Raw genomic sequence first — 20,468 nt, 5'->3', positions numbered from 1 at the left:
AGGTTTGGCCTCTTGCATAAACGCATGAGGCGTTTAGGGAGGAGTGTTTTAAATGGTTAATAGCAATAAATTTGCTTGGACATGGACAGTAAAAGAAGAGTACTTAGATGAATATGTAAAAATGCACCTTAATCCATGGCCTGAAATATTAGAAGAACACCATAAGGCTGGAATAAGAAATTATTCAATTTTTCAAAATGGGAATCAATTTTTCTATTGTTTTGAATGTGATGATGTTAAGGCTGCATTTGATTATATTGCAAAAAGTGAAATATGCAATAAATGGAATGCTATTACATCAAAAATGGTGGAAGGATCTTTTGATTTTAGTGAAACAGAACCAATAAAACCTATGCGTGAAGTGTTTTATTTAAAATAATATATTTTTTAAAAACCTGCCAAGTCTTATTGATGGGATAATATTTTCTAGAAAAAATGGTTGTTTTAATTATATATTAAGAATTCAATAGGAAGAAACAATTTGGTATTAAAGTATAAACAGAGACAAATTTTATAAAAACTATAAAATTTCAAGATTATAATATTTATTAAAATATTACAATATTATCAAGGGGAAGATTTAAATGTATAGAGTAGATGAAGATAAAGTTTACAGTGCTTATGATCATGCAAAAGAAATGTATGCAGAATTCGGTGTTAATACTGATGAAATCTTAAAAGAGATGGATAAAATACACATCTCAATTCATTGTTGGCAGGGCGATGATGTAATTGGTTTTGAAGAAGGTGTTAATGGACTAACTGGAGGAGGAATAGTTGCGACAGGAAATTGGCCGGGTAGAGCGAGAAATGGTGCTGAACTAAGGGAAGATATTGAAATGGCTTTAAGTCTTATACCAGGCAAACATAGGGTAAATTTACATGCAATATATGCAGAAACTGATGGCGAATTTGTTGACAGAGATCAGATATCAATTGAACATTTTAAAAAATGGATAGATTGGGCAAAAGAGAAAGGAATTGGGCTTGATTTCAATCCAACATTTTTTTCACATCAAAAAGCGAATTCGGGTTATACTTTATCAAGTAAGGATGATAAGATTCGAAAATTTTGGATAAATCATGGTAAAAGAAGTCGTGAAATAGCAAATGCAATTGGCAAAGAGTTAAACAATCAATGTGTTAATAATATTTGGATCCCTGATGGTTCAAAAGATCTACCTGCTAATCGAATTGAGCATCGTAAGCTTCTTAAAGAATCTTTGGATGAGATATTTGCAGTAAAATATGAAAAGTCAAATATGTTAGATTCTGTTGAAAGCAAACTTTTTGGTATAGGATCCGAAAGTTATGTTGTTGGATCACATGAATTCTATCTTGGCTATGCTCTAAAGAATAATATAATGCTATGTCTTGATATGGGACATTTTCATCCTACAGAAAGCGTAGCCGATAAAATATCATCAATTTTGACATTTAGTGATAATCTTTTGATACATGTAAGTCGTGGAGTGCGCTGGGATAGTGATCATGTTGTTATATTAAATGACGAATTACTTTCATTAGCTAAAGAAATAAAAAGATGCAATGCATACGATAAAGTATATATTGCTCTTGATTTTTTTGATGCAAGTATTAATAGAATAGCAGCATGGGTTGTAGGAGCAAGGGCTACATTAAAAGCGATTTTAATATCTTTGCTGGAACCTACACATTTGCTTGTTGAACAAGAGAACAAAGGAAATTTAGGTAACAGGCTTGCATTGATGGAGGAATTTAAAGCATTGCCGTTTTATGCTGTATGGAATAAATACTGCATGGATAAAAATGTTCCGATTGGAACATCGTGGATAAACTTGGTAGATGAGTACGAAAATAAAGTTCTTAAACATAGGAATTAAATTATTGTTTAATTAAAGCAAACCATTTTTATAAATTTGAAAAAGTTGAAAAGCTTTTATCTTTTGTAGGTTGAAGAACTAAATTGTTTTTAAGTATTATTATTCTATTTAAATTATTATTTAAATAAATCAAGAAATAATTAAAAAACTTAGAGGATGGTATAGTTAATTATGAAAGATGAGGTATATAATTTATCTTTTGATTTTGGTGCTTCAAATGGACGCCTTATGTTGTCGAAATTTGATGGCGAAAAAATTACACTTGAAGAAGTTTATCGATTCCAAAATGAACCAGTTAGAATGGGACGAACACTTTATTGGGATTTTTTAAGACTTTTTCATGAATTAAAAAACGGATTAAAATTAATATCCAAAAGAAAAATTAAAATATCAAGTATTGGCATAGACACATGGGGCGTTGATTATGGGTTGCTTGATAAAAATGATCAATTGATATCAAACCCGGTTCATTACAGAGATCAAAGAACAAATGGAATAATAAAAGATGTTGAAAAGATATTGCCATTAGAAGAGATTTATAATGTTACTGGTATACAGTTTATGGAATTTAATACAATATTTCAATTGTATTGTGATTTAACAAGACGTCCAGAATTATTGAATAATGCGAGGACATTATTATTTATACCAGATTTATTTAATTTTTATCTTACACATGAGAAATATAACGAATATACTGTAGCTTCAACTTCTCAGATGTTAGATGCTGAAAAAAAAGATTGGGCGATCGATCTTATAAAAAAGTTAAATTTACCGGAAGGCATTTTTCAAAAAATATTAATGCCTGGGAATATAATAGGTTATTTAACAAAAGAAATTCGGGAAGAAACGGGACTATCTAATGTTCCAGTGATTTCTGTTGGAAGTCATGATACGGCTTCAGCAGTTGCAGGTACACCGCTTGAAAGCAGTACAAGTGCTTATTTGAGTTGCGGAACATGGTCGCTATTAGGTATTGAAAGCGATCATCCTTTAATAAATGAATATACAAAAAAATATAATTTTACAAATGAAGGCGGTGTGGAAGGATATATAAGATTATTGAAAAATATTAATGGATTATGGATAATTCAGCAATTAAAACAAAGTTGGAATTCAAATGGTATAAAAATAGGATTTTCAGAAATCAGCCAGATAGCATCTAAATCTAAGCACAAAGAATTTATAATAAATCCTGATGATAGATTATTTATGGCACCTGATAACATGGTTGAAGCTATAAAACAATATTGCATTCAGACAGGGCAGGGTTTACCACAAGACATGGGTGATATTGCAAGAGCTGCATACAATGGCATAGTAGAGCAATATAAAAATTGCGTAAATCATTTAGAAGAGATAACTGGTAAAAATATAGATACTATTCAAATGGTCGGCGGAGGAATTCAGGATAAGTTCTTATGCAAATTAACTGCGGACATTACAGGTAAGACAGTCGTAACTGGACCGATAGAAGCATCTGTTTATGGTAATAGCATAGTTCAACTTATAGGATTGGGATTTATAAAAGATTTAAAAGAGGGCAGAAAGATAATAAAGAATTCTATAGAACAAGAGAGGTATTCTACACCAATTGAATAGTATACAAATTTTTATTATTTTTAGTTATAAATCTTTATGAGGGGGAAATAAAAATGTTAAATTTATCTACGACTTATGCTAATTTAAAGCTTAAAACGCCTATAATTATAGGTTCTGCTGGTATAACTGGTTCTATTGAATTGTTGCAAAGAGCGGAAGAATGCGGAGCAGGTGCTGTAGTAACTAAAAGTTTATTTCAAAAGGAAATATCTAGAAAATCACCGACACCTCGATTTAAGATAGTAAAACATACTAATACATTTACGTTTTACACATATGAGCAGGCAAGTGAATTGAATCCACAAGAATATGCAGAATTTATTTTTAATGTAAAACAAAAATTGAGTATACCTGTTATAGCTAGTATTAATTGTTATACGGATGATGCATGGATTGAATATAGCAAATTAATGGAGAAAGCGGGAGCTGATGCAATAGAGCTTAATCTTTCATGCCCTCATGGAGTACACATTATGTCTGGTATGAACATTATTGAAGAAATGGTGCATACAACGCATATTGTTAAACATAACGTTAAGATACCTGTAATACCCAAAATGACACCGCAATCTGCAAATCCAGGATCCGATGCATTGAGGCTAGAACAGGCAGGAGCTGATGGGCTTGTTATGTTTAATAGATTTACAGGTCTTGATATAGATATAGAAAAAGAGATACCAATTTTACATGGTGGATATGCAGGACATGGTGGGCCGTGGGCCATTATGTATGGGTTAAGATGGATAAGTGCTGTATCGCCTAAATTAAAGTGTAGTATAAGTGCTAGTGGTGGCGTAATGAATGGTGAAGATGCTATTAAATACATATTATCTGGAGCATCTGCTGTTCAAATTGTTACAACAGTATTTTTAAATGGTTATGATGTAATAAAACAAATAAATAAATATTTAGAACAATATTTAGATAGGAAAGGATATAGCAACATTAGTGATTTTAAAGGCAAAGTTTGTGATAAAATTCTTGATATGGAATCGGTTGATAGAAGACATTGGGGAGCTGCAAGTATAAATAAGGACAAATGTATTGGTTGTGGAAAGTGTTTTAATGTTTGTATATATGATGCAATTAAAAGCGATGAAGAAAAATTTATGATAAAAGAAAATTGTGATGGGTGTGGATTATGCATTGAGGTTTGTCCTGTTAATGCAATTTCAATGGTTGAAAAGGAGAGAAATTAAAGTGATATATAAAGCTGACGTTTTGGTAATAGGTGGTGGTGGTGCAGGACTTAGAGCGGCAATTGCAGCTTATGAAAGAGCATATAATTCAAAGAAAAATATAAAAATAATTATTGCAGTTAAAGGAAGACTTGGAGCTTGTGGTACAACCGCATTAGCCTATTCCGATAGAATGGCTTTTCATGTAACACTTCCTACAACTAGTCCACGATTAAATGATAATTGGAAATACCACGCTAGAGACATTTATGAGATTGGCGGATTTGTTTCCGACTATGACTTGGCTGAAGTTTTAGCAAAAAATTCATCAGAAGCTTATTATTATTTAGAAAAATTAGGAGTACCATTTGTCAAAGAAAATGATATACCGTCTCAGTTTGTAACTGATGGTTCGATATATGCTCGGGCTTGTTTTACTGGGCCTGATACTGCAGTTCAAATAGAACAGGCTCTTATGAAAAGAATTAGTAAAATTAAAGAAATTGAAGTTTTAGAAAATGTAATGGTAAGTGACTTAATTGTAGCAAATAATAAAGTTTTTGGTGCAGTTGGGTTTATAGATGAACATGAAATAATTATTCTTGCAAAATCTGTAATATTAGCAACAGGTGGAGCAGGGGAGATTTATGGCAATAATGTTTATCCAATAAGGATGACCGGTGATGGATATGCAATGGCATTAAGGGCTGGTGCAGAGCTTGTTAATATGGAATTCATTCAAATTGGTTTAGCATCACCAAAAACAAAGATTGCGTGTTCTGGAAGTATAATGAGATGTATACCAAGGTTTATTAATGAAAATGGAGAAGAATTTTTAATTAACTATGGTATAACGTTTTATGATATATTTGAAAAAGGTTCAACATGGCCAATTAGTGCTGAACACAAAACTTGGAATATAGATGTTGCTGTTTTTAGGGAAATAATGAGGGGAAATAGAGTTTTTCTGGATTTTAAACAGAACCCTAGTGGATTTAAATTTGAATATTTAAGAGATGATTTAAAAAAGAAATATTATGATGAGATAAAGGAATTGACGAGTTGTAGATTAACTCCAATTGATAGATTACAAGAAATAAATCCGCAAACGATAAAGTGGTTTTCAGAAAGGGGAATAGATCTAAAAAAGGATCTATTGGAAATTAAACCATCTATTCAACATTTTCAAGGTGGAGTAAAAATAAGACAGAAAGCTCAAACAAATGTTGCAGGTTTATATGCATGTGGTGAATGTGCAGGGGGGCAACATGGAGCAAATAGACCAGGTGGGAATTCACTTTTGGATACTCAGGTTTTTGGCAAAATTGCAGGGGAAAATGCTTTTGAATTTTCTTTAAGTGTAGATTTAGACGAGGATGTTGGACTTCTTAAAGCACGTTATATATTTGAAAGTTATAAAGATTTTATTTCCCAAAGTGGAATAAAATTAGAAAAAGCAAAAGAAAAGCTTAGAAATATAATGGATTTATATGCAAGCGTAATAAGGTATCCTGATGGTTTACAAATAGCATTAGACATTATAAATGAATTAAAAGCAAAACAAATAAAACCAATTGAATATACAAGTCTTTTAGAGTTTAAAAATATGCTTCTGACTTCGGAATCTATTGTAAAAAGTTGTATATTACGTAAGGAAAGCCGTGGACCACATCTTATGTTTGAAAGATATGATGATTTATTGCCGAAGCCAAGAAATGAGAAATATAATTTTTATCACGTTTGCAAACTTGATAACAAAAAAAACGAAATTGAAGTAAATAGGATTGAACCTATAAAGCCGCAAGATTTGGAGGCGATATAGATGAAAGCACGTGCAATGGTTCTCGAAGAATTCAATAAACCTCTTGTTATGAGGGAATTTGAATTGAAATTACCAAAAGATGGTGAGCTTTTAGTTAAGATAGAAGCTGCTGGAGTATGTGGATCTGATGCACATATATTCAAAGGTAATGATCCAAGAGCGAAATTACCAATGATTGTTGGTCATGAAGGTGTTGGTCGGGTTGAAGCGATTTCAGGAAATTGGGAAGATATTTATGGTTATGAGCTAAAAGAAGGGGATTTAATAATTTGGGATAGAGGCGTAACTTGTGGTAAATGTTATTATTGTACAGTTAAAAAGGAACCATATTTGTGCCAAGACAGATGGACATATGGAATAAGTGTGGGATGCAATCAACCACCTTATTTGAGAGGATGCTATTCTGAATATATATATCTTGACCAAAATACCAAAGTGTTAAAGATAGAAAGTAATATTGAACCAGAAGTATTAGTGTCAGCATCATGTTCTGGAGCAACATGTGCACATGCATTTGACACTATTTCACCTGATATTGGTGATACTGTTTTAATCCAAGGTCCAGGACCTATTGGACTTTATGCGATATTGTTTGCTAAAGAATATGGAGCACAAAATATTGTTGTAATTGGTGGCACGAAAGAAAGATTAAATATGTGTAAGGAATTTGGTGCAACTATTGTGCTTGATAGAAAGTTAACTACATTAGAGCAAAGAAAAGAAATTATTATGGATATAACAAAAGGAAAGGGTGTAGATTTAGCAATTGAAGCGGTAGGTCATCCATCTGCAGTTAGCGAAGGAATTAAGTTAGTTAGAAATGGAGGAAATTATTTGTCGCTTGGTTTTGGCGATCCAAATGGCACAGTGACAATTGATTGTTATTATGATATAACAAGAAAAAATTTAAGATATCAAGGTATTTGGGTAAGTGATACAAAACATCTTTATATGGCAGCTAATTTAGTATTAAATAATAAGGAATTGTTTAAAAAAATGATAACAAATAAATATAAATTATCTGAAGCTACACAAGCTTTGATGGATATGGCAAATAGAAGTACAGTAAAGTCTGTATTGATACCTTAAAATCAATAGTGAGAGGATGAGCATTTTGAATTTAGCAGGAATAGGTTTAATAGGAATTAGTGGCTTTGGTAGTATTCATTTAAGATCAATAAGCTTATTAGAAGGGAAAAAGGTGAATTTAAAAGCTATTGCTGAAGTAAATTATGAGAAAAATAAAGATATAATAAATAAATTATCATTAAATGGAGTTAAATATTATAAAGATTATAGGCAAATGTTAAATGAAATGAAAGATTTGGATTTTGTAGTTATTTCTACACCTATTCATTTTCATGCTCAAATGGCAATAGACGCAATAAAACAAGGATTTAATGTGTTGTTAGAAAAACCACCTGCTGTTACAATTCAAGATATTGATGCAATAATTGAAGCAAAAAGAAATTACAATAAGATTTGCGCAGTTGATTTTCAAAATACTTCTGGTAAAGCTTTTAGAAAACTTATCGAATATATTAAATCAGGAAAGTTAGGAAAGATTAGAGCAATTATAGGCGTTGGCTGTTGGAAAAGAGATGATAGTTATTACCAAAGAAATAATTGGGCCGGTAAGCTAGTTGTTAATAATAATTATGTATTAGATGGGTCAATTAATAATCCGTTAGCTCATCTATTGAATAATGAATTAATTATAGCTGAGTCCTCAGAAAAAGGAGGTGGAGAACCCAAAGAGGTAATTTCAGAGCTGTATCATGGACACAGAATTGAAGGTGAGGATACAGCTTGTGTTAAGATAGTAACTACAAAAGGTATAGAAATATATTATTATTCGACACTATGTAATATGCAAGAAGAGACGCCATATATAATTATTGATGCTGAAGAAGCAAAGGTATATTGGAACTATGATAACAAATTGCTTATAAAATATTTTGATGGGAATGAAGAAGTATATGATGGTGGTAAAGAAGATTTATTTGTTAAGATATATGAAAATATGATAGAACATTTATTTGAAGGTAAAGAATTATATTGCCCAGTTGAAATTACGAGAAATTTTGTACTTGCATCTAATGGGGCTTTTGAGTCATCTAAAAAAATTTTTGATATTCCTAGTGAGTTTATCGAAGTTAACATAGAAAATGGGAAAAAATTTACTTATATCAAGAATATAAGAGAGATAATTAAATATGCAAGCGAAAACAAAAAACTATTTTCAGAAATGAATGTTAATTGGGGGAGAAAGACGGAAAAGGTTAGTATGAAAAATTATGAGAAATTTGATTTATTTAAAAAATGAGCATAGGCTAGATAATCAATATAACTTATAAATGTGTATTAAAATTGTAGCTTAAATCTAGGAAGAAGGAATACAAATGAGCAGAGAAAACGGTATGTACTATATGCCAAAAAGCAGGGCTCAAAAAGTCTGCAGTGAAGGAGATTTTGAATTTGCAGCAATTGGACTAGATCATGGGCACATATATGGAATGACAAAAGGACTAATAGAAGCAGGTGCTGAAGTAAAATGGGTATATGACAAAGACCCAGAGAAAGTTGAAAGATTCATAAAAGCATTTCCTACTGCCAAAAAGGCCAGAGAAGAAGATGAAATTCTGATGGATAACTCAGTTAAATTGGTAGCAAGTGCTGCAATACCATCAGAAAGATGCGCTATAGGCTTAAAAGCTATGGATGCTGGCAAAGACTACTTTGCAGACAAGCCGCCTATGACAACAAGAGAACAACTGGAGCAAGCTAAAGACAAAGTGAAAAAGACAAAGAGAAAATATGCTGTCTACTATGGTGAAAGACTTCACAATGAAGCATCTGTCTATGCAGGACAATTGGTAGAAAAAGGAGCAATAGGACGAGTAATACAAGTCATTGGCATGGGACCGCATAGAGAAGGAAAAGGAAGGCCAGATTGGTTTTACGAAAAAGACAAATTTGGAGGAATACTGTGCGACATAGGAAGCCATCAGATAGAGCAATTTTTGTTTTTCACAGGTGCAAAAGATGCAAAGGTCCAATCAGCAAAAGTAGCAAATTACAATCATAAACAGTACCCTACTTTTGAGGACTTTGGCGATGTGACACTAGTTGGCGATAATGGTGCAACAGGCTATTTCAGGTTAGATTGGTTCACTCCAGACGGGCTTGGCACATGGGGCGATGGAAGGTTATTTATATTAGGAACAGATGGATATATAGAGCTTAGAAAGTACATCGATGTTGCTAGAGAAAATACGACAGACCACGTGTACTTAGCAAATAAAGATGGCGAATATCATATGGATGTAAAGGGGAAAGTGGGATTTCCTTTCTTTGGTGAATTAATACTGGACTGCTTAAACAGGACGGAAAATGCCATGACGCAAGAGCACATATTTAAAGCTATAGAGCTAGCATTAGATGCACAGACTAGTGCAATTAAGGTTGAATAAATGTGGCTTGTAATATAACAAATAATAAATTTGGAGGTTGATTTTTATGGAATATATTGATTCTAAAGTAAAAGATTTAAATATTGCATATATTGGAGGTGGGTCAATGGGCATGGAGTTTGATGACCGATTTAGCAAAGGAGGAGAGCATTTCTGGTACGGTAAAGTTATATGACATTGATTATGATGCAGCCCATGACAATGAAATAATTGGTAATTCATTATCAAAACGTCAGGATGTTAAAGGTAAATGGTTATATAAAGCTTGCGAGACGTTAGAAGAATCACTAAAAGGTACTGATTTTGTCATAATATCTATTTTGCCTGGAACGTTTGACGAGATGGAATCTGATGTTCATACACCTGAAAAGTATGGCATTTATCAATCTGTAGGTGATACTGTAGGACCGGGAGGAATAGTTAGAGCTTTAAGGACAATTCCTATGTTTGTTGATATAGCTAATGCAATTAAGGAGTATTGCCCGGATGCATGGGTTATAAATTATACTAATCCTATGACACTTTGCGTCAGGACATTGTACGAAGTTTTCCCTCAAATTAAAGCATTTGGATGTTGCCATGAAGTTTTTGGAACCCAAAAACTATTATCACGAGTTTTACAGGACATAAAAGGTATTAATAACGTTTCGAGGGAAGATATAAAAATAAATGTTCTTGGAATAAATCATTTTACATGGATCGATAAAGCAAGATATAAAGGTATAGATTTAATGCCTGTGTATAAACAATTTGTAGATAAATACTATGAAAGTGGATTTATTAGTGATGTTAACAATAATTGGATGAATAATTCATTTGCGTCTGCAGAAAGAGTAAAATTTGATTTATTTTTAAGATATGGAATAATTGCTGCAGCAGGGGATAGACATCTGGCGGAATTTGTACCAGGGTATTGGTATTTGAAGGATCCAGAGACTGTTGGAGAGTGGATGTTTGGCTTAACTCCTGTAAGTTGGAGAAAAGAGGATTTGAAACGTAGACTTGAAAGAAGTAAAAAGCTTATATCGGGTGAAGAAAAATTTGAGTTAAAGGAAACTGGGGAAGAAGGTGTTAAACAAATTAAAGCTTTATTAGGTCTAGGTGATTTAGTAACAAATGTTAATATACCAAATTATGGCCAAATTGAGGGTATACCATATGGTTCGGTTGTAGAAACAAATGCTTTATTTTCAGGAAATAAGTTAAAGCCTATATTATCAGGGAAATTACCTAATAACGTAAATAGTCTTGTGTTGAGGCAGGTTTATAATCAAGAAACTATATTAAAGGCTGCTTTAAAGAAAGATTATAATTTAGCTTTTAGTGCTTTTGTAAATGATCCGCTAGTTACAATATCTCTTAAAGATGCGAAAAAATTATTTAAAGAAATGCTCGAGAATACAAAAGAATATCTTAATGGATGGAATATATGATTTTCTATCTGTAAATAGAATATAAATTTAAGTTAGATTTGGCAAGTAGCTCTTCAGTATTGATATGGCTGTATTTTAAGTTGAAATTTTTGCAATAGAAATCTAATATAATTAATAATTCACCGGCTTACTTGCTAAATCTAGATTTAAGTCAGAGTTAAAGAATGTTTACAATTGTTTAGTTCCTATAATATTTTTTAGTATTATTGTAAATTGTTGATGAAAGCATAACAATTTGTTTTATACGAGGTGCAAAAACAAATGGATATAAATTATAAGATCAAACCGTTTTGGTTTTGGAATGGCAATATGAAAGATAAACAAATTGTATCACAAATAAAAGAAATGAATGAGAAAGGCATTGGAGGTTTTTTTATTCATCCACGACAAGGATTGAATATTCCATATTTGTCAGATGAATGGTTTAAAAAAGTTTCGATTGCAGTTGAAACTGCTAAAAGATATAATATGGAGGTTTGGTTATACGACGAATATCCGTATCCAAGCGGTATAGCTGCTGGAGAAGTTATTGCCCGGAATCCTGAATATCAAGCGTTTATATTAGATTATAAGACTAAAGAAATATCTTTTGGTGAAGAAGTTAATATTGAACTTCCGTTATCAGATATTTTATTTGCAGGTGCGTATCAAATAAATGATGGCTTAGTAAATTGGAATTCTTTTATAGATTTAAGTGATCGTATTGGTATAATTTATAAAGACCACATTTATCAAGAAAGTGGACTTACGTATTATAATAAGAAAAGATATTTTACGGGCAACCCCATTAAAGTACTTAGATGGAAAGCACCATCTGGAAAGTGGAAATTATTTGTTTTTTACCAGTATCCACTTAAAGAATTTAAATTTTTTGGGACATTTATTGATCCATTGAATAAAGATGCTATAAAATTATTTATTCAATTGACTCATGAAAAATATAAAAAATTTCTTGGTCACGAGTTTGGCAAAACAATTAAAGGAATTTATACAGATGAAACTGCTCCGTTTGGAGGTAAAATACCGTGGTCCAAAAAAGTTGCGTCAATTTTTGAAAATAAATATGGGTACAATTTAATTGAAAATCTTCCCAAATTAATATCAAATGGTGTTTTTAATAATAATATAACAGAGATCAAATATCAATTTTGGGATGTTGTGGTAGATACATTTATTAATAGTTATGATAAGCAAATATTTGATTGGTGTCATAGAAATAATTTATTATATGTTGGCGAAAAGCCAATTTTAAGAAGTTCTCAATTACAATATATGGATATTCCTGGCGTTGATGCTGGGCATCAAAAAGCAGGCGATAATCCTATGATAATATCTGAAAATTATCGTGCAAATCCTAAGATTGCTTCTTCTGCTGCATATTTTTATAAAAAAGAAAGAGCATTGTGTGAATGCTTCCATAGTATTGGTTGGAGTATGACGATACAGGACATGAAATGGATCTATGATTGGCTTATAGAACAAGGAATAAATATGTTTGTTCCTCATGCTTACTATTACTCGGCAAATGGTCTAAAAAAACATGATGCACCACCTTCTGAATTTTTACAAATGCCTTGGTGGCAGAATCAAGATGTTCTTTCTGATTATGTTTTAAAACTGACGCAAATATTAAGTAAATTTAAAAGAAAAGTTGATATATTATTGCTTGATCCCATTCAAACACAGTGGATTTCTTTTACTGAAAAAAACATAAGAGAAAAGTATGCAAAAGATTTCTGTAGACTTCAAGAATATTTGTTAAAAGATCATATTGATTATTATGTAGTTGATCAATCTTTAATAAATGATTTTTATGCGTATGAAGGTAATATATGTTATAAAGATGAGAAGTATGAAATTATGATAATACCGCCAATTTCAAATATTGAAAAGCAAGCGTGGGAAAAGATAGAAGATTTAATTTTGAGCGGTTGTAAAATAATTTTTGTTGGTTGTATGCCGTTTCAAAATATTAATGGAATGGATATTACAAGTAAAATAAATACCCTCTTTAATATAGATGCATTGGGAATTGCTTATAAGTATCTAGATTCCCAAAATTTAACTACAATTAAGTTAAATTATGAATGTTATTTTGTAGGAAGTATAGAAGATATTTCAAACATAATTCATAAAATTTATAAAAATTATATTGAAATATTAGCGGAAAAAGATGAGTGTAAAATTTTAAGTACATTATACGAAGACAGTTCAAAAAAGTTATTATTTATAGTAAATCCTACAGCATATGAAGAAAAATGTATATTAAAACTTAATAAAAAGATAATTAATTTTAAAGAATTTAACATTAAGTCAATATTAGATATGGAGGATATAAACTTACATCTTGTTAATAATGGGAAAGAGGAAATAAGTTTTAATATTAAATTTTTGCCATATCAATCATATCTTTTGATGATAGAGGCAATAAGCAATGAAGAACAAAGTAAAAGAGATAATTTATTTGAGCAAAGAATAAATGTCGACTCTATATGGAAGATAGATTTAGATAGATTGAATCCATTTAGGATAGATGACTGGAAGTTAAAAGTGCAATCCATTGATGAATCAAACATTGTATTTGAAACAAAGAATTTCATACATGCTAAGCCGATAATAGATCAAATAGAAGAATCAAGAATTCCAGTATTAATAAAGACAAAAAGTTCATTTGGATGCGCTAAGGAATTACTGCTTTCACCGCTGCACATAATTTATGAGTCTTCATTTATTTCAAACATAAAAGATAATGAACTTTGGCTTGTCATAGAAGAAGAAAGTATAAAAGGGGATTGGTATATAGAGCTCAATGGTCATAAAATTACACCGGATGAATTCCAAGTTATGAAATTTTATATAGAGAATAATTTAGCATGTGAAATAAGCAGATATGTAAATATTGGAGAAAATGTTATTAAAGTTAATATATGTACTGACGAACCTTATGATGGACTTTTAACTCCAATTTATATCTTTGGAAAGATTGGTGTATATAAAATAGAAAATAAATGGCTTATTTCTCAATCTTCGAGCGAAGGATTTTTCAATAGAAATGTTGAAAATGGTATACCATTTTTTGCTGGAACAATAGCGTACAAAAAAGAGATAAATATTTCAGATTTACCAAATGGTATAAATTTTATACGTTTTTATTTAACTGAAAATGTAAATGATGCTATTAGTATGTATATAAATGACCATTTTATAGGGACAAGATGTTGGCAGCCTTATTTTTGGGATGTACCATCTGAATTGATAAAAGGGAATAAAATAGTATTAAGGCTTGATGTAAAGACTTCACTATTAGCTTTATTTGAAGGCGAATGTATAGATCCGAAAACACATAAGATATTGTCGGTTATTAAAGGCTTATAAATTGGAGGTTTTAACGTGTTTATAAGAGAAAAGATAATGCAAAAAAATAGAAATTGTCATCAATATCCTTCGCCTACAATAGTTTTTCTGGGTGATAGTATAACACATGGATGTTTTGAATTATATGAGGGCAAGGATAAAAACATTGAAGTAAATTTTGATTTTGAAGCAGTCTATCATTCTCAATTTAGAAAAATGATAAATAATTTTTTCCCTTATGCATCACTAAACATTATCAATTCAGGAATTAGCGGAGATACAGCGCAAAATGGCTGGTTAAGACTTGAACGAGATGTCTTAAAATTTAATCCTGATTTAGTTGTTATATGCTATGGGTTAAATGATAGTAATAGAGGAAAAGAAGGATTAGATGAATATATAGGGTCATTGTTTAATATATTTAGTGTTCTTAAGAAAAACAAAATTGAAGTTATTTTTATGACACCAAATATGAAAAATACATACATATCACCTATGCTAATAGGAGATAAAATTATTGAAATGGCAAAATTTAATATGGAGAGCCAAATGAGTGGTATATTTGATTTATACATTGAAAATGCAAAAGGTTTGTGTGAAAAGGAAAATATAGTTATTTGTGATGGTTATGATAAATGGAAAAAATTATATGGAATGGGTGTTGACACTACACGTTTACTGTCAAATTTAATCAATCATCCAACTCGTGAAATGCATAAATTATTTGCGTGGTTACTTTTTGAAATGATAATGCTTTAATAAAATTATGATAAGTATCAAGCTATAGAAATTATAAAATAAAAAATATAAAACAAAAAAGCACAAGAAAAATAAAATACAAGAAGGAATTTTATAAAACATGTCGAATATATTAAATATAAAAAATATAAAACAAAAATATAAAACAAAAAAACACAAGAAAAAATAAAATACAAGGAGGAATTTTATAAAACATGTCGAATATATTAAATATAAAAAATATAAAACAAGAATATAAAACAAAAAAGCACAAGAAAAAATAAAATACAAGAAGAAATTTTATAAAACATGTCGAATATATTAATAAATTTAAAAGATTTTGATTATGATTTATTAATTAAATTTATATTCGGTAAGTGAAATTGAAAGATGGCAAAATGTATGAATTTAACACTTAATTTTACAAAAGAAAAGAGGGTTTAACGAGTACATGCTGACTGTGGAGCATTTGATTATAATGAGATGTTGTACTTTGAATCAAAGGATATGAATATGTTATGAAAGCTAAAAACCATGCATGGATAAGATGCTTTATAGACTATGTAAATCAAAAGGTGCACTTTTATCCTTGGACTGAAATATGAAACCTTTAGTGTAAATAAAATACATGCAAAAATGTCTAAATGGGATAAACAACGCAAGATTGTAATTATACGCAAAAAACTGCCACTAATGGTACTTTGCCTAACAGAGGTAATACATAGAACACACCAGATAATAGAGATCGACATGTTAAGTAGACGGTTAGCTTTGTTATATCGTAGAAAAGGATGCTAACTGCAAAAACTACATAGTGTTTGGGATTTCAACGTAAATATACAGTATTAATATACAAAACTTATAACAAGACACCGATTTTTTACATTCGTAGAAATTTAATTTTTAATTTACTCGTCACTTGCCGAATTCAAGTTAAAAGATGTTAAAGAGAGAAAAAAATTTTTTGAAATTGTTATTTATGATTTTTCAATAAGAACTTTTTAAAAATATTTAACTATAACTTGCTTCCAGATTAAATTAACAACATAAATATATCAAAATATTTTGTTACTTTTTATTACTGTAAATGTCAACACAAAATTGAGCCATGTGATGAAATAATTTTGATGTTAACGACTGCAAAAAAGAATAATTTATATATAGGAGGAGCTATAAATGGTAGATAGTGCAATGAAGAAAGTATCAAAAAGCAAAGATAATAAAAAGAAAAGAATACTTAAGATATTAAAGAAAGATAAATGGATTTATATATTAGGAATACCTGGAATATTGTATTTTATAATATTTAGATACATACCAATGGGTGGTTTAATTATTGCATTTCAAGATTATAATCCATTTTTGGGCTTTACAGGTAGTAAATGGGTTGGACTAGAACAATTTAAAAACCTTTTTACTAATCCTATTTTTACAGAATTATTGAGAAATACTTTGCTGATATCTTTTTATAATATAATTTTTTGTTTTCCATTACCAATTATTTTAGCTATACTTATTAATGAAGTACGAGTTTCTAGCTATAAACGCGCAGTACAGACTGCCATATATGTGCCACATTTTATATCCATGGTTGTAGTAGCAAGTATAACTTATGTGCTATTAACAACAGATGGAGGTGCAATAAATAATATGCTAATCAATTTGACAGGACATAAAATAGCTTTTCTTTCTGATCCAAAATGGTTTAGGACTATTATAGTAAGTCAGAATATATGGAAGGAAACTGGCTGGGGAACAATAATATATTTGGCAACGTTAACAAGCATAAATCCGGAATTATATGAAGCAGCTATTGTTGATGGTGCAACAAGGTTTCAACGTATATGGTATATAACATTACCATCTCTAATAGGAACAATTGTTATCTTATTAATTTTGAGATTAGGGAGTGTTTTAGACACAGGATTTGAACAAATATATTTGATGATGAATTCTTTAAACCGCGAAGTAGCTGAAGTATTTGATACTTATGTATATTCAATGGGAGTTCTTCAAGGGTCTTTTAGTTATAGTACAGCAGTTGGGTTTTTTAAATCAATAGTAGGATTTATATTAATACAAGCTGCAAATTACTTTGCTAAAAAAGTCGGAGAGACGTCTTTATTCTAAAAACTAATATATATAGACTTATGTATAGACTAAAAATAAAAAGGAGTAATGTATATGTTTGCAAAAAAAGGATTAAGTAGTCATTTGTTTGATATTTTCAACTATGCATTTTTAGGATTAATTGCTATAACAACATTAGTACCTTTTATTTATGTATTAGCAGCTTCTTTTTCTACAGATGCTGAAATTGCTGTTAGATCATTCTATTTGATTCCGCATAAGTTTACTTTAGATGCATATAAATATGTATTTTCTTCATCGGTAGTTATACGAAGCTTATTTAATTCCGTTTATATTACAATAATAGGTACGTTAATAAATTTGTTTTTTACATTTACTTTGGCATATTTTTTATCAAAAAATGTTATAGGGAAAAATGTGATTATTAATGGTATAATATTTTGTATGATTTTTAGTGGTGGTATGATTCCTACATATCTATTGGTAAAATCCTTAGGAATGTTAAATACCTATTGGGCATTGTGGCTTCCTGGAGCTATCAGTCCTTTTAATCTTTTTATAGTAGTAAATTATTTTAAGCAGTTTCCTACAGAATTAGAAGAAGCAGCAAAAATAGATGGTTGCAATGATTTGCAAATATTAGGAAGGATTGTTTTACCACTATCTAAACCAATACTTGCTACATTTGCCTTATTTTATGGAGTAGGAAATTGGAATGCATTTTTTAATGCTCTTCTATATTTAAATGATTCAAATAAGTGGCCTATTCAAGTGACGTTGCAAAATATAGTCATGAATTCTTCTGGTATTATGTCTAATTATCAGTCATTAACAGACCCTAATTATGTACCGCCTGCAGCATCTATGAGAATGGCAGTTATAATTATTGCTACAGTGCCTATAATGTTAGTTTATCCATTTTTACAAAAATATTTTGTTAAAGGCATAATGATAGGTTCATTAAAAGGATAAGGTGGTATTTTATTTAACAAATGTTATCATGATGTTATAAAGTTATATTTGTAAAATGAATTAATGAAAATTAATTATATAATACTGATTTTCATAAGGATAAATCCATTTTTGTTAACCTTTATATTTTGAATATAAATAGATTAAGCAAAAGTGGTGAAATCCTTTGAAAATATATGCAAGATATCAATTGTATAAAACTACGATATTTTGCAGTAATTTAAAATAATTAAGAAAGGGGATTTTCAAAATGAAAAGTTTTAACAGAACTTCAAAAAAATTAATATCAATCTCATTGGTACTCCTATTGATAGTCTCAATGATAGCTGGCTGTGGAAATTCTAATAGCAGCAGTAGCAGTAGTAGCAGCAAAACTTCTAAAACTACAAATGCAGAGAAGCCTTTTACAATTTCAATAATGGCTTCAAGTTATTTTCCAGATCCTGCGCCAAGTGATAGTCCTGTACTAAAAGAGATGGAGAAATACACTAATACAAATGTAGAGATAAATTTCGTGCCAAACTCTTCGTATAATGATAAAGTTAATACTATATTAGCAAGTGGTGATTTACCAATGGTAACACTTGTATATCAAATAACACCAAGTATAGTCAACGCAGCTAAAGCAGGAGCTTTTTGGGAGGTTGGGCCATATTTAAAGGATTATCCTAATTTAAGCAAGGTAAATCCAACAATATTATGGAATACATCTATTGATGGTAAAATATACAGTATATATAGAGGTAGAGATTTAGGGAGAAATGGTATAATAATTAGAAAAGATTGGTTGGATAACCTTGGACTTCAGGAGCCCAAGACAATTGATGATTTTTATAACGTTCTCAAAGCTTTTACTTATAATGATCCTGACAAAGACGGTAAAAAAGATACCTATGGCATGATAGTAACAAAATATAGTGGACCATTTGATATTATACAAACTTGGCTTGGAGCACCTAATGGTTGGGGAGATGACGGAAGCGGAAAATTAGTGCCATCATTTTTTACAAACGAATATTTGAATGGTTTGCAATTTCTAAGAAAAATATTTAAAGAAGGCTTAATCAATCCGGATTTTGCTACTGTAGATCCTGGTAAATGGGATGATTTCTATGTAAACGGAAAAGCTGGAGTTAAAGTTGATGTTTTGGATGATGCAAGCCGGTTACAGACAAAATTTGATAATGCTGGTACAAAAGCTAATTGGGATGTATTGCAATCTGTGGAAGGTCCTAAAGGGCTAAGAACACTTGCTACTTCAGGCTATAATGGTGTGTTTTTAATATCAAAGAAGAGTGTGAAAACTGAAGATGATTTAAAAAAGGTTTTAGCTTTTTTTGATAAACTCGGAGATAAGAAGATGCAGGATTTATTAGGCTATGGAATCGAAGGAAGGCATTATAATTTAAAAGAAGGAGGAATTGACCCTATTACAAATTTACCTGCGTCTGTTGAGAGAGAATATCATGATTTAAATCAACTTTTAACATTTATTCCACCGGAAAATGCGACACCTAGATATGGTACACCAATTTATAAAAAACAAACAGAAACTATCCAGAAAAATGCAGATATAGCAGTTTCTAATCCTGCAGCTCCTTTCATTTCTCAATCAGCAACATATGCACAAGTAGGAACACAATTAGATAATATTATAAATGATGCAAGAATTAAGTTTATAAGTGGACAAATTGATGAAAAAGGCTTTCAGTCTGCTATAGAGTTATGGCGTAAGACTGGAGGAGATAAAGTTATTAAAGAAGTTAATGAATTATATAAAAAATATAAAGGTAATATGTCTTCTCTTACGAAATAATAGTTTATAATAATGCAATTCTCACACCTGTTAAAGATTTTATAAATTATTTACAGGTGTGAGGTATGCATTTTTTATTAAGGGGTAGCATAATTTATAGTTATTTATAAAATAAAATTAATCTTTT

The 20,468-nt window shown here is 30.4% G+C and carries 15 protein-coding genes and 1 pseudogene; all 16 read left to right on the top strand.

Going from position 1 to position 20,468, the window contains the following annotated elements; translation table 11 throughout:
- Positions 1 to 52: 52 nt before the first annotated feature.
- The 16 genes and pseudogenes from CPG45_RS04600 (at position 53) to CPG45_RS04530 (ending at position 20,341) form a co-directional block, all read left to right on the top strand.
- Complete coding sequence (locus CPG45_RS04600; RefSeq protein WP_096230838.1) at positions 53 to 379, top strand: L-rhamnose mutarotase; 327 nt, start codon at positions 53 to 55, stop codon at positions 377 to 379.
- 205 nt (positions 380 to 584) lie between these two features.
- Positions 585 to 1,862, top strand: coding sequence for an L-rhamnose isomerase (locus tag CPG45_RS04595; protein WP_096230837.1), 1,278 nt, complete (start codon positions 585 to 587; stop codon positions 1,860 to 1,862).
- A gap of 171 nt (positions 1,863 to 2,033) precedes the next feature.
- A complete protein-coding gene (locus CPG45_RS04590; protein ID WP_096230836.1) occupies positions 2,034 to 3,464 on the top strand; it encodes a rhamnulokinase in 1,431 nt (476 codons plus the stop codon).
- A 53-nt stretch (positions 3,465 to 3,517) separates the two neighbouring features.
- Positions 3,518 to 4,663, top strand: coding sequence for a 4Fe-4S dicluster-binding protein (locus CPG45_RS04585; RefSeq protein WP_096230835.1), 1,146 nt, complete (start codon positions 3,518 to 3,520; stop codon positions 4,661 to 4,663).
- A gap of 1 nt (position 4,664) precedes the next feature.
- Positions 4,665 to 6,464 (top strand): FAD-binding protein, encoded by a 1,800-nt coding sequence (locus tag CPG45_RS04580; RefSeq protein WP_231969008.1) that lies wholly within the window; start codon positions 4,665 to 4,667, stop codon positions 6,462 to 6,464.
- A complete protein-coding gene (locus CPG45_RS04575) occupies positions 6,465 to 7,553 on the top strand; it encodes a zinc-binding dehydrogenase (protein ID WP_096230834.1) in 1,089 nt (362 codons plus the stop codon).
- 25 nt (positions 7,554 to 7,578) lie between these two features.
- Positions 7,579 to 8,790, top strand: coding sequence for a Gfo/Idh/MocA family protein (locus tag CPG45_RS04570; protein WP_096230833.1), 1,212 nt, complete (start codon positions 7,579 to 7,581; stop codon positions 8,788 to 8,790).
- Positions 8,791 to 8,866: 76 nt separating this feature from the next.
- Complete coding sequence (locus CPG45_RS04565) at positions 8,867 to 9,937, top strand: Gfo/Idh/MocA family protein (RefSeq protein ID WP_096230832.1); 1,071 nt, start codon at positions 8,867 to 8,869, stop codon at positions 9,935 to 9,937.
- Between the two features lie 46 nt (positions 9,938 to 9,983).
- Entirely contained in the window at positions 9,984 to 10,112 is a 129-nt protein-coding gene (locus CPG45_RS18445) for a hypothetical protein (RefSeq protein ID WP_502695801.1), read from the top strand.
- Positions 10,060 to 11,370 (top strand): family 4 glycosyl hydrolase, encoded by a 1,311-nt coding sequence (locus tag CPG45_RS04560; protein ID WP_502695800.1) that lies wholly within the window; start codon positions 10,060 to 10,062, stop codon positions 11,368 to 11,370. The genes CPG45_RS18445 and CPG45_RS04560 overlap by 53 nt, the downstream gene beginning before the upstream one ends.
- A gap of 261 nt (positions 11,371 to 11,631) precedes the next feature.
- A complete protein-coding gene (locus CPG45_RS04555; protein ID WP_096230831.1) occupies positions 11,632 to 14,745 on the top strand; it encodes a glycosyl hydrolase in 3,114 nt (1,037 codons plus the stop codon).
- Between the two features lie 15 nt (positions 14,746 to 14,760).
- The gene (locus CPG45_RS04550; protein ID WP_231969005.1) at positions 14,761 to 15,483 is read left to right on the top strand and encodes an SGNH/GDSL hydrolase family protein; all 723 of its coding nucleotides are present in this window, start codon (positions 14,761 to 14,763) and stop codon (positions 15,481 to 15,483) included.
- 423 nt (positions 15,484 to 15,906) lie between these two features.
- Positions 15,907 to 16,152: pseudogene (locus CPG45_RS04545) on the top strand (IS1380-like element ISTps2 family transposase); the annotation flags it as partial.
- A gap of 486 nt (positions 16,153 to 16,638) precedes the next feature.
- Positions 16,639 to 17,592 (top strand): ABC transporter permease, encoded by a 954-nt coding sequence (locus CPG45_RS04540; protein ID WP_096230830.1) that lies wholly within the window; start codon positions 16,639 to 16,641, stop codon positions 17,590 to 17,592.
- Positions 17,593 to 17,646: 54 nt separating this feature from the next.
- Positions 17,647 to 18,525: a carbohydrate ABC transporter permease gene (locus CPG45_RS04535; protein WP_096230829.1), complete on the top strand. Its 879-nt coding sequence runs from the start codon at positions 17,647 to 17,649 to the stop codon at positions 18,523 to 18,525.
- Positions 18,526 to 18,775: 250 nt separating this feature from the next.
- Positions 18,776 to 20,341 (top strand): extracellular solute-binding protein, encoded by a 1,566-nt coding sequence (locus CPG45_RS04530; protein WP_096230828.1) that lies wholly within the window; start codon positions 18,776 to 18,778, stop codon positions 20,339 to 20,341.
- Positions 20,342 to 20,468: the final 127 nt, after the last annotated feature.

This window comes from Thermoanaerobacterium sp. RBIITD (genome assembly GCF_900205865.1).
In the GTDB taxonomy this organism is placed as follows: Bacteria; Bacillota; Thermoanaerobacteria; order Thermoanaerobacterales; family Thermoanaerobacteraceae; genus Thermoanaerobacterium.
Note: the sequence above shows the minus strand (reverse complement) of the source record. Positions and strands in the feature narration are given on the sequence as shown.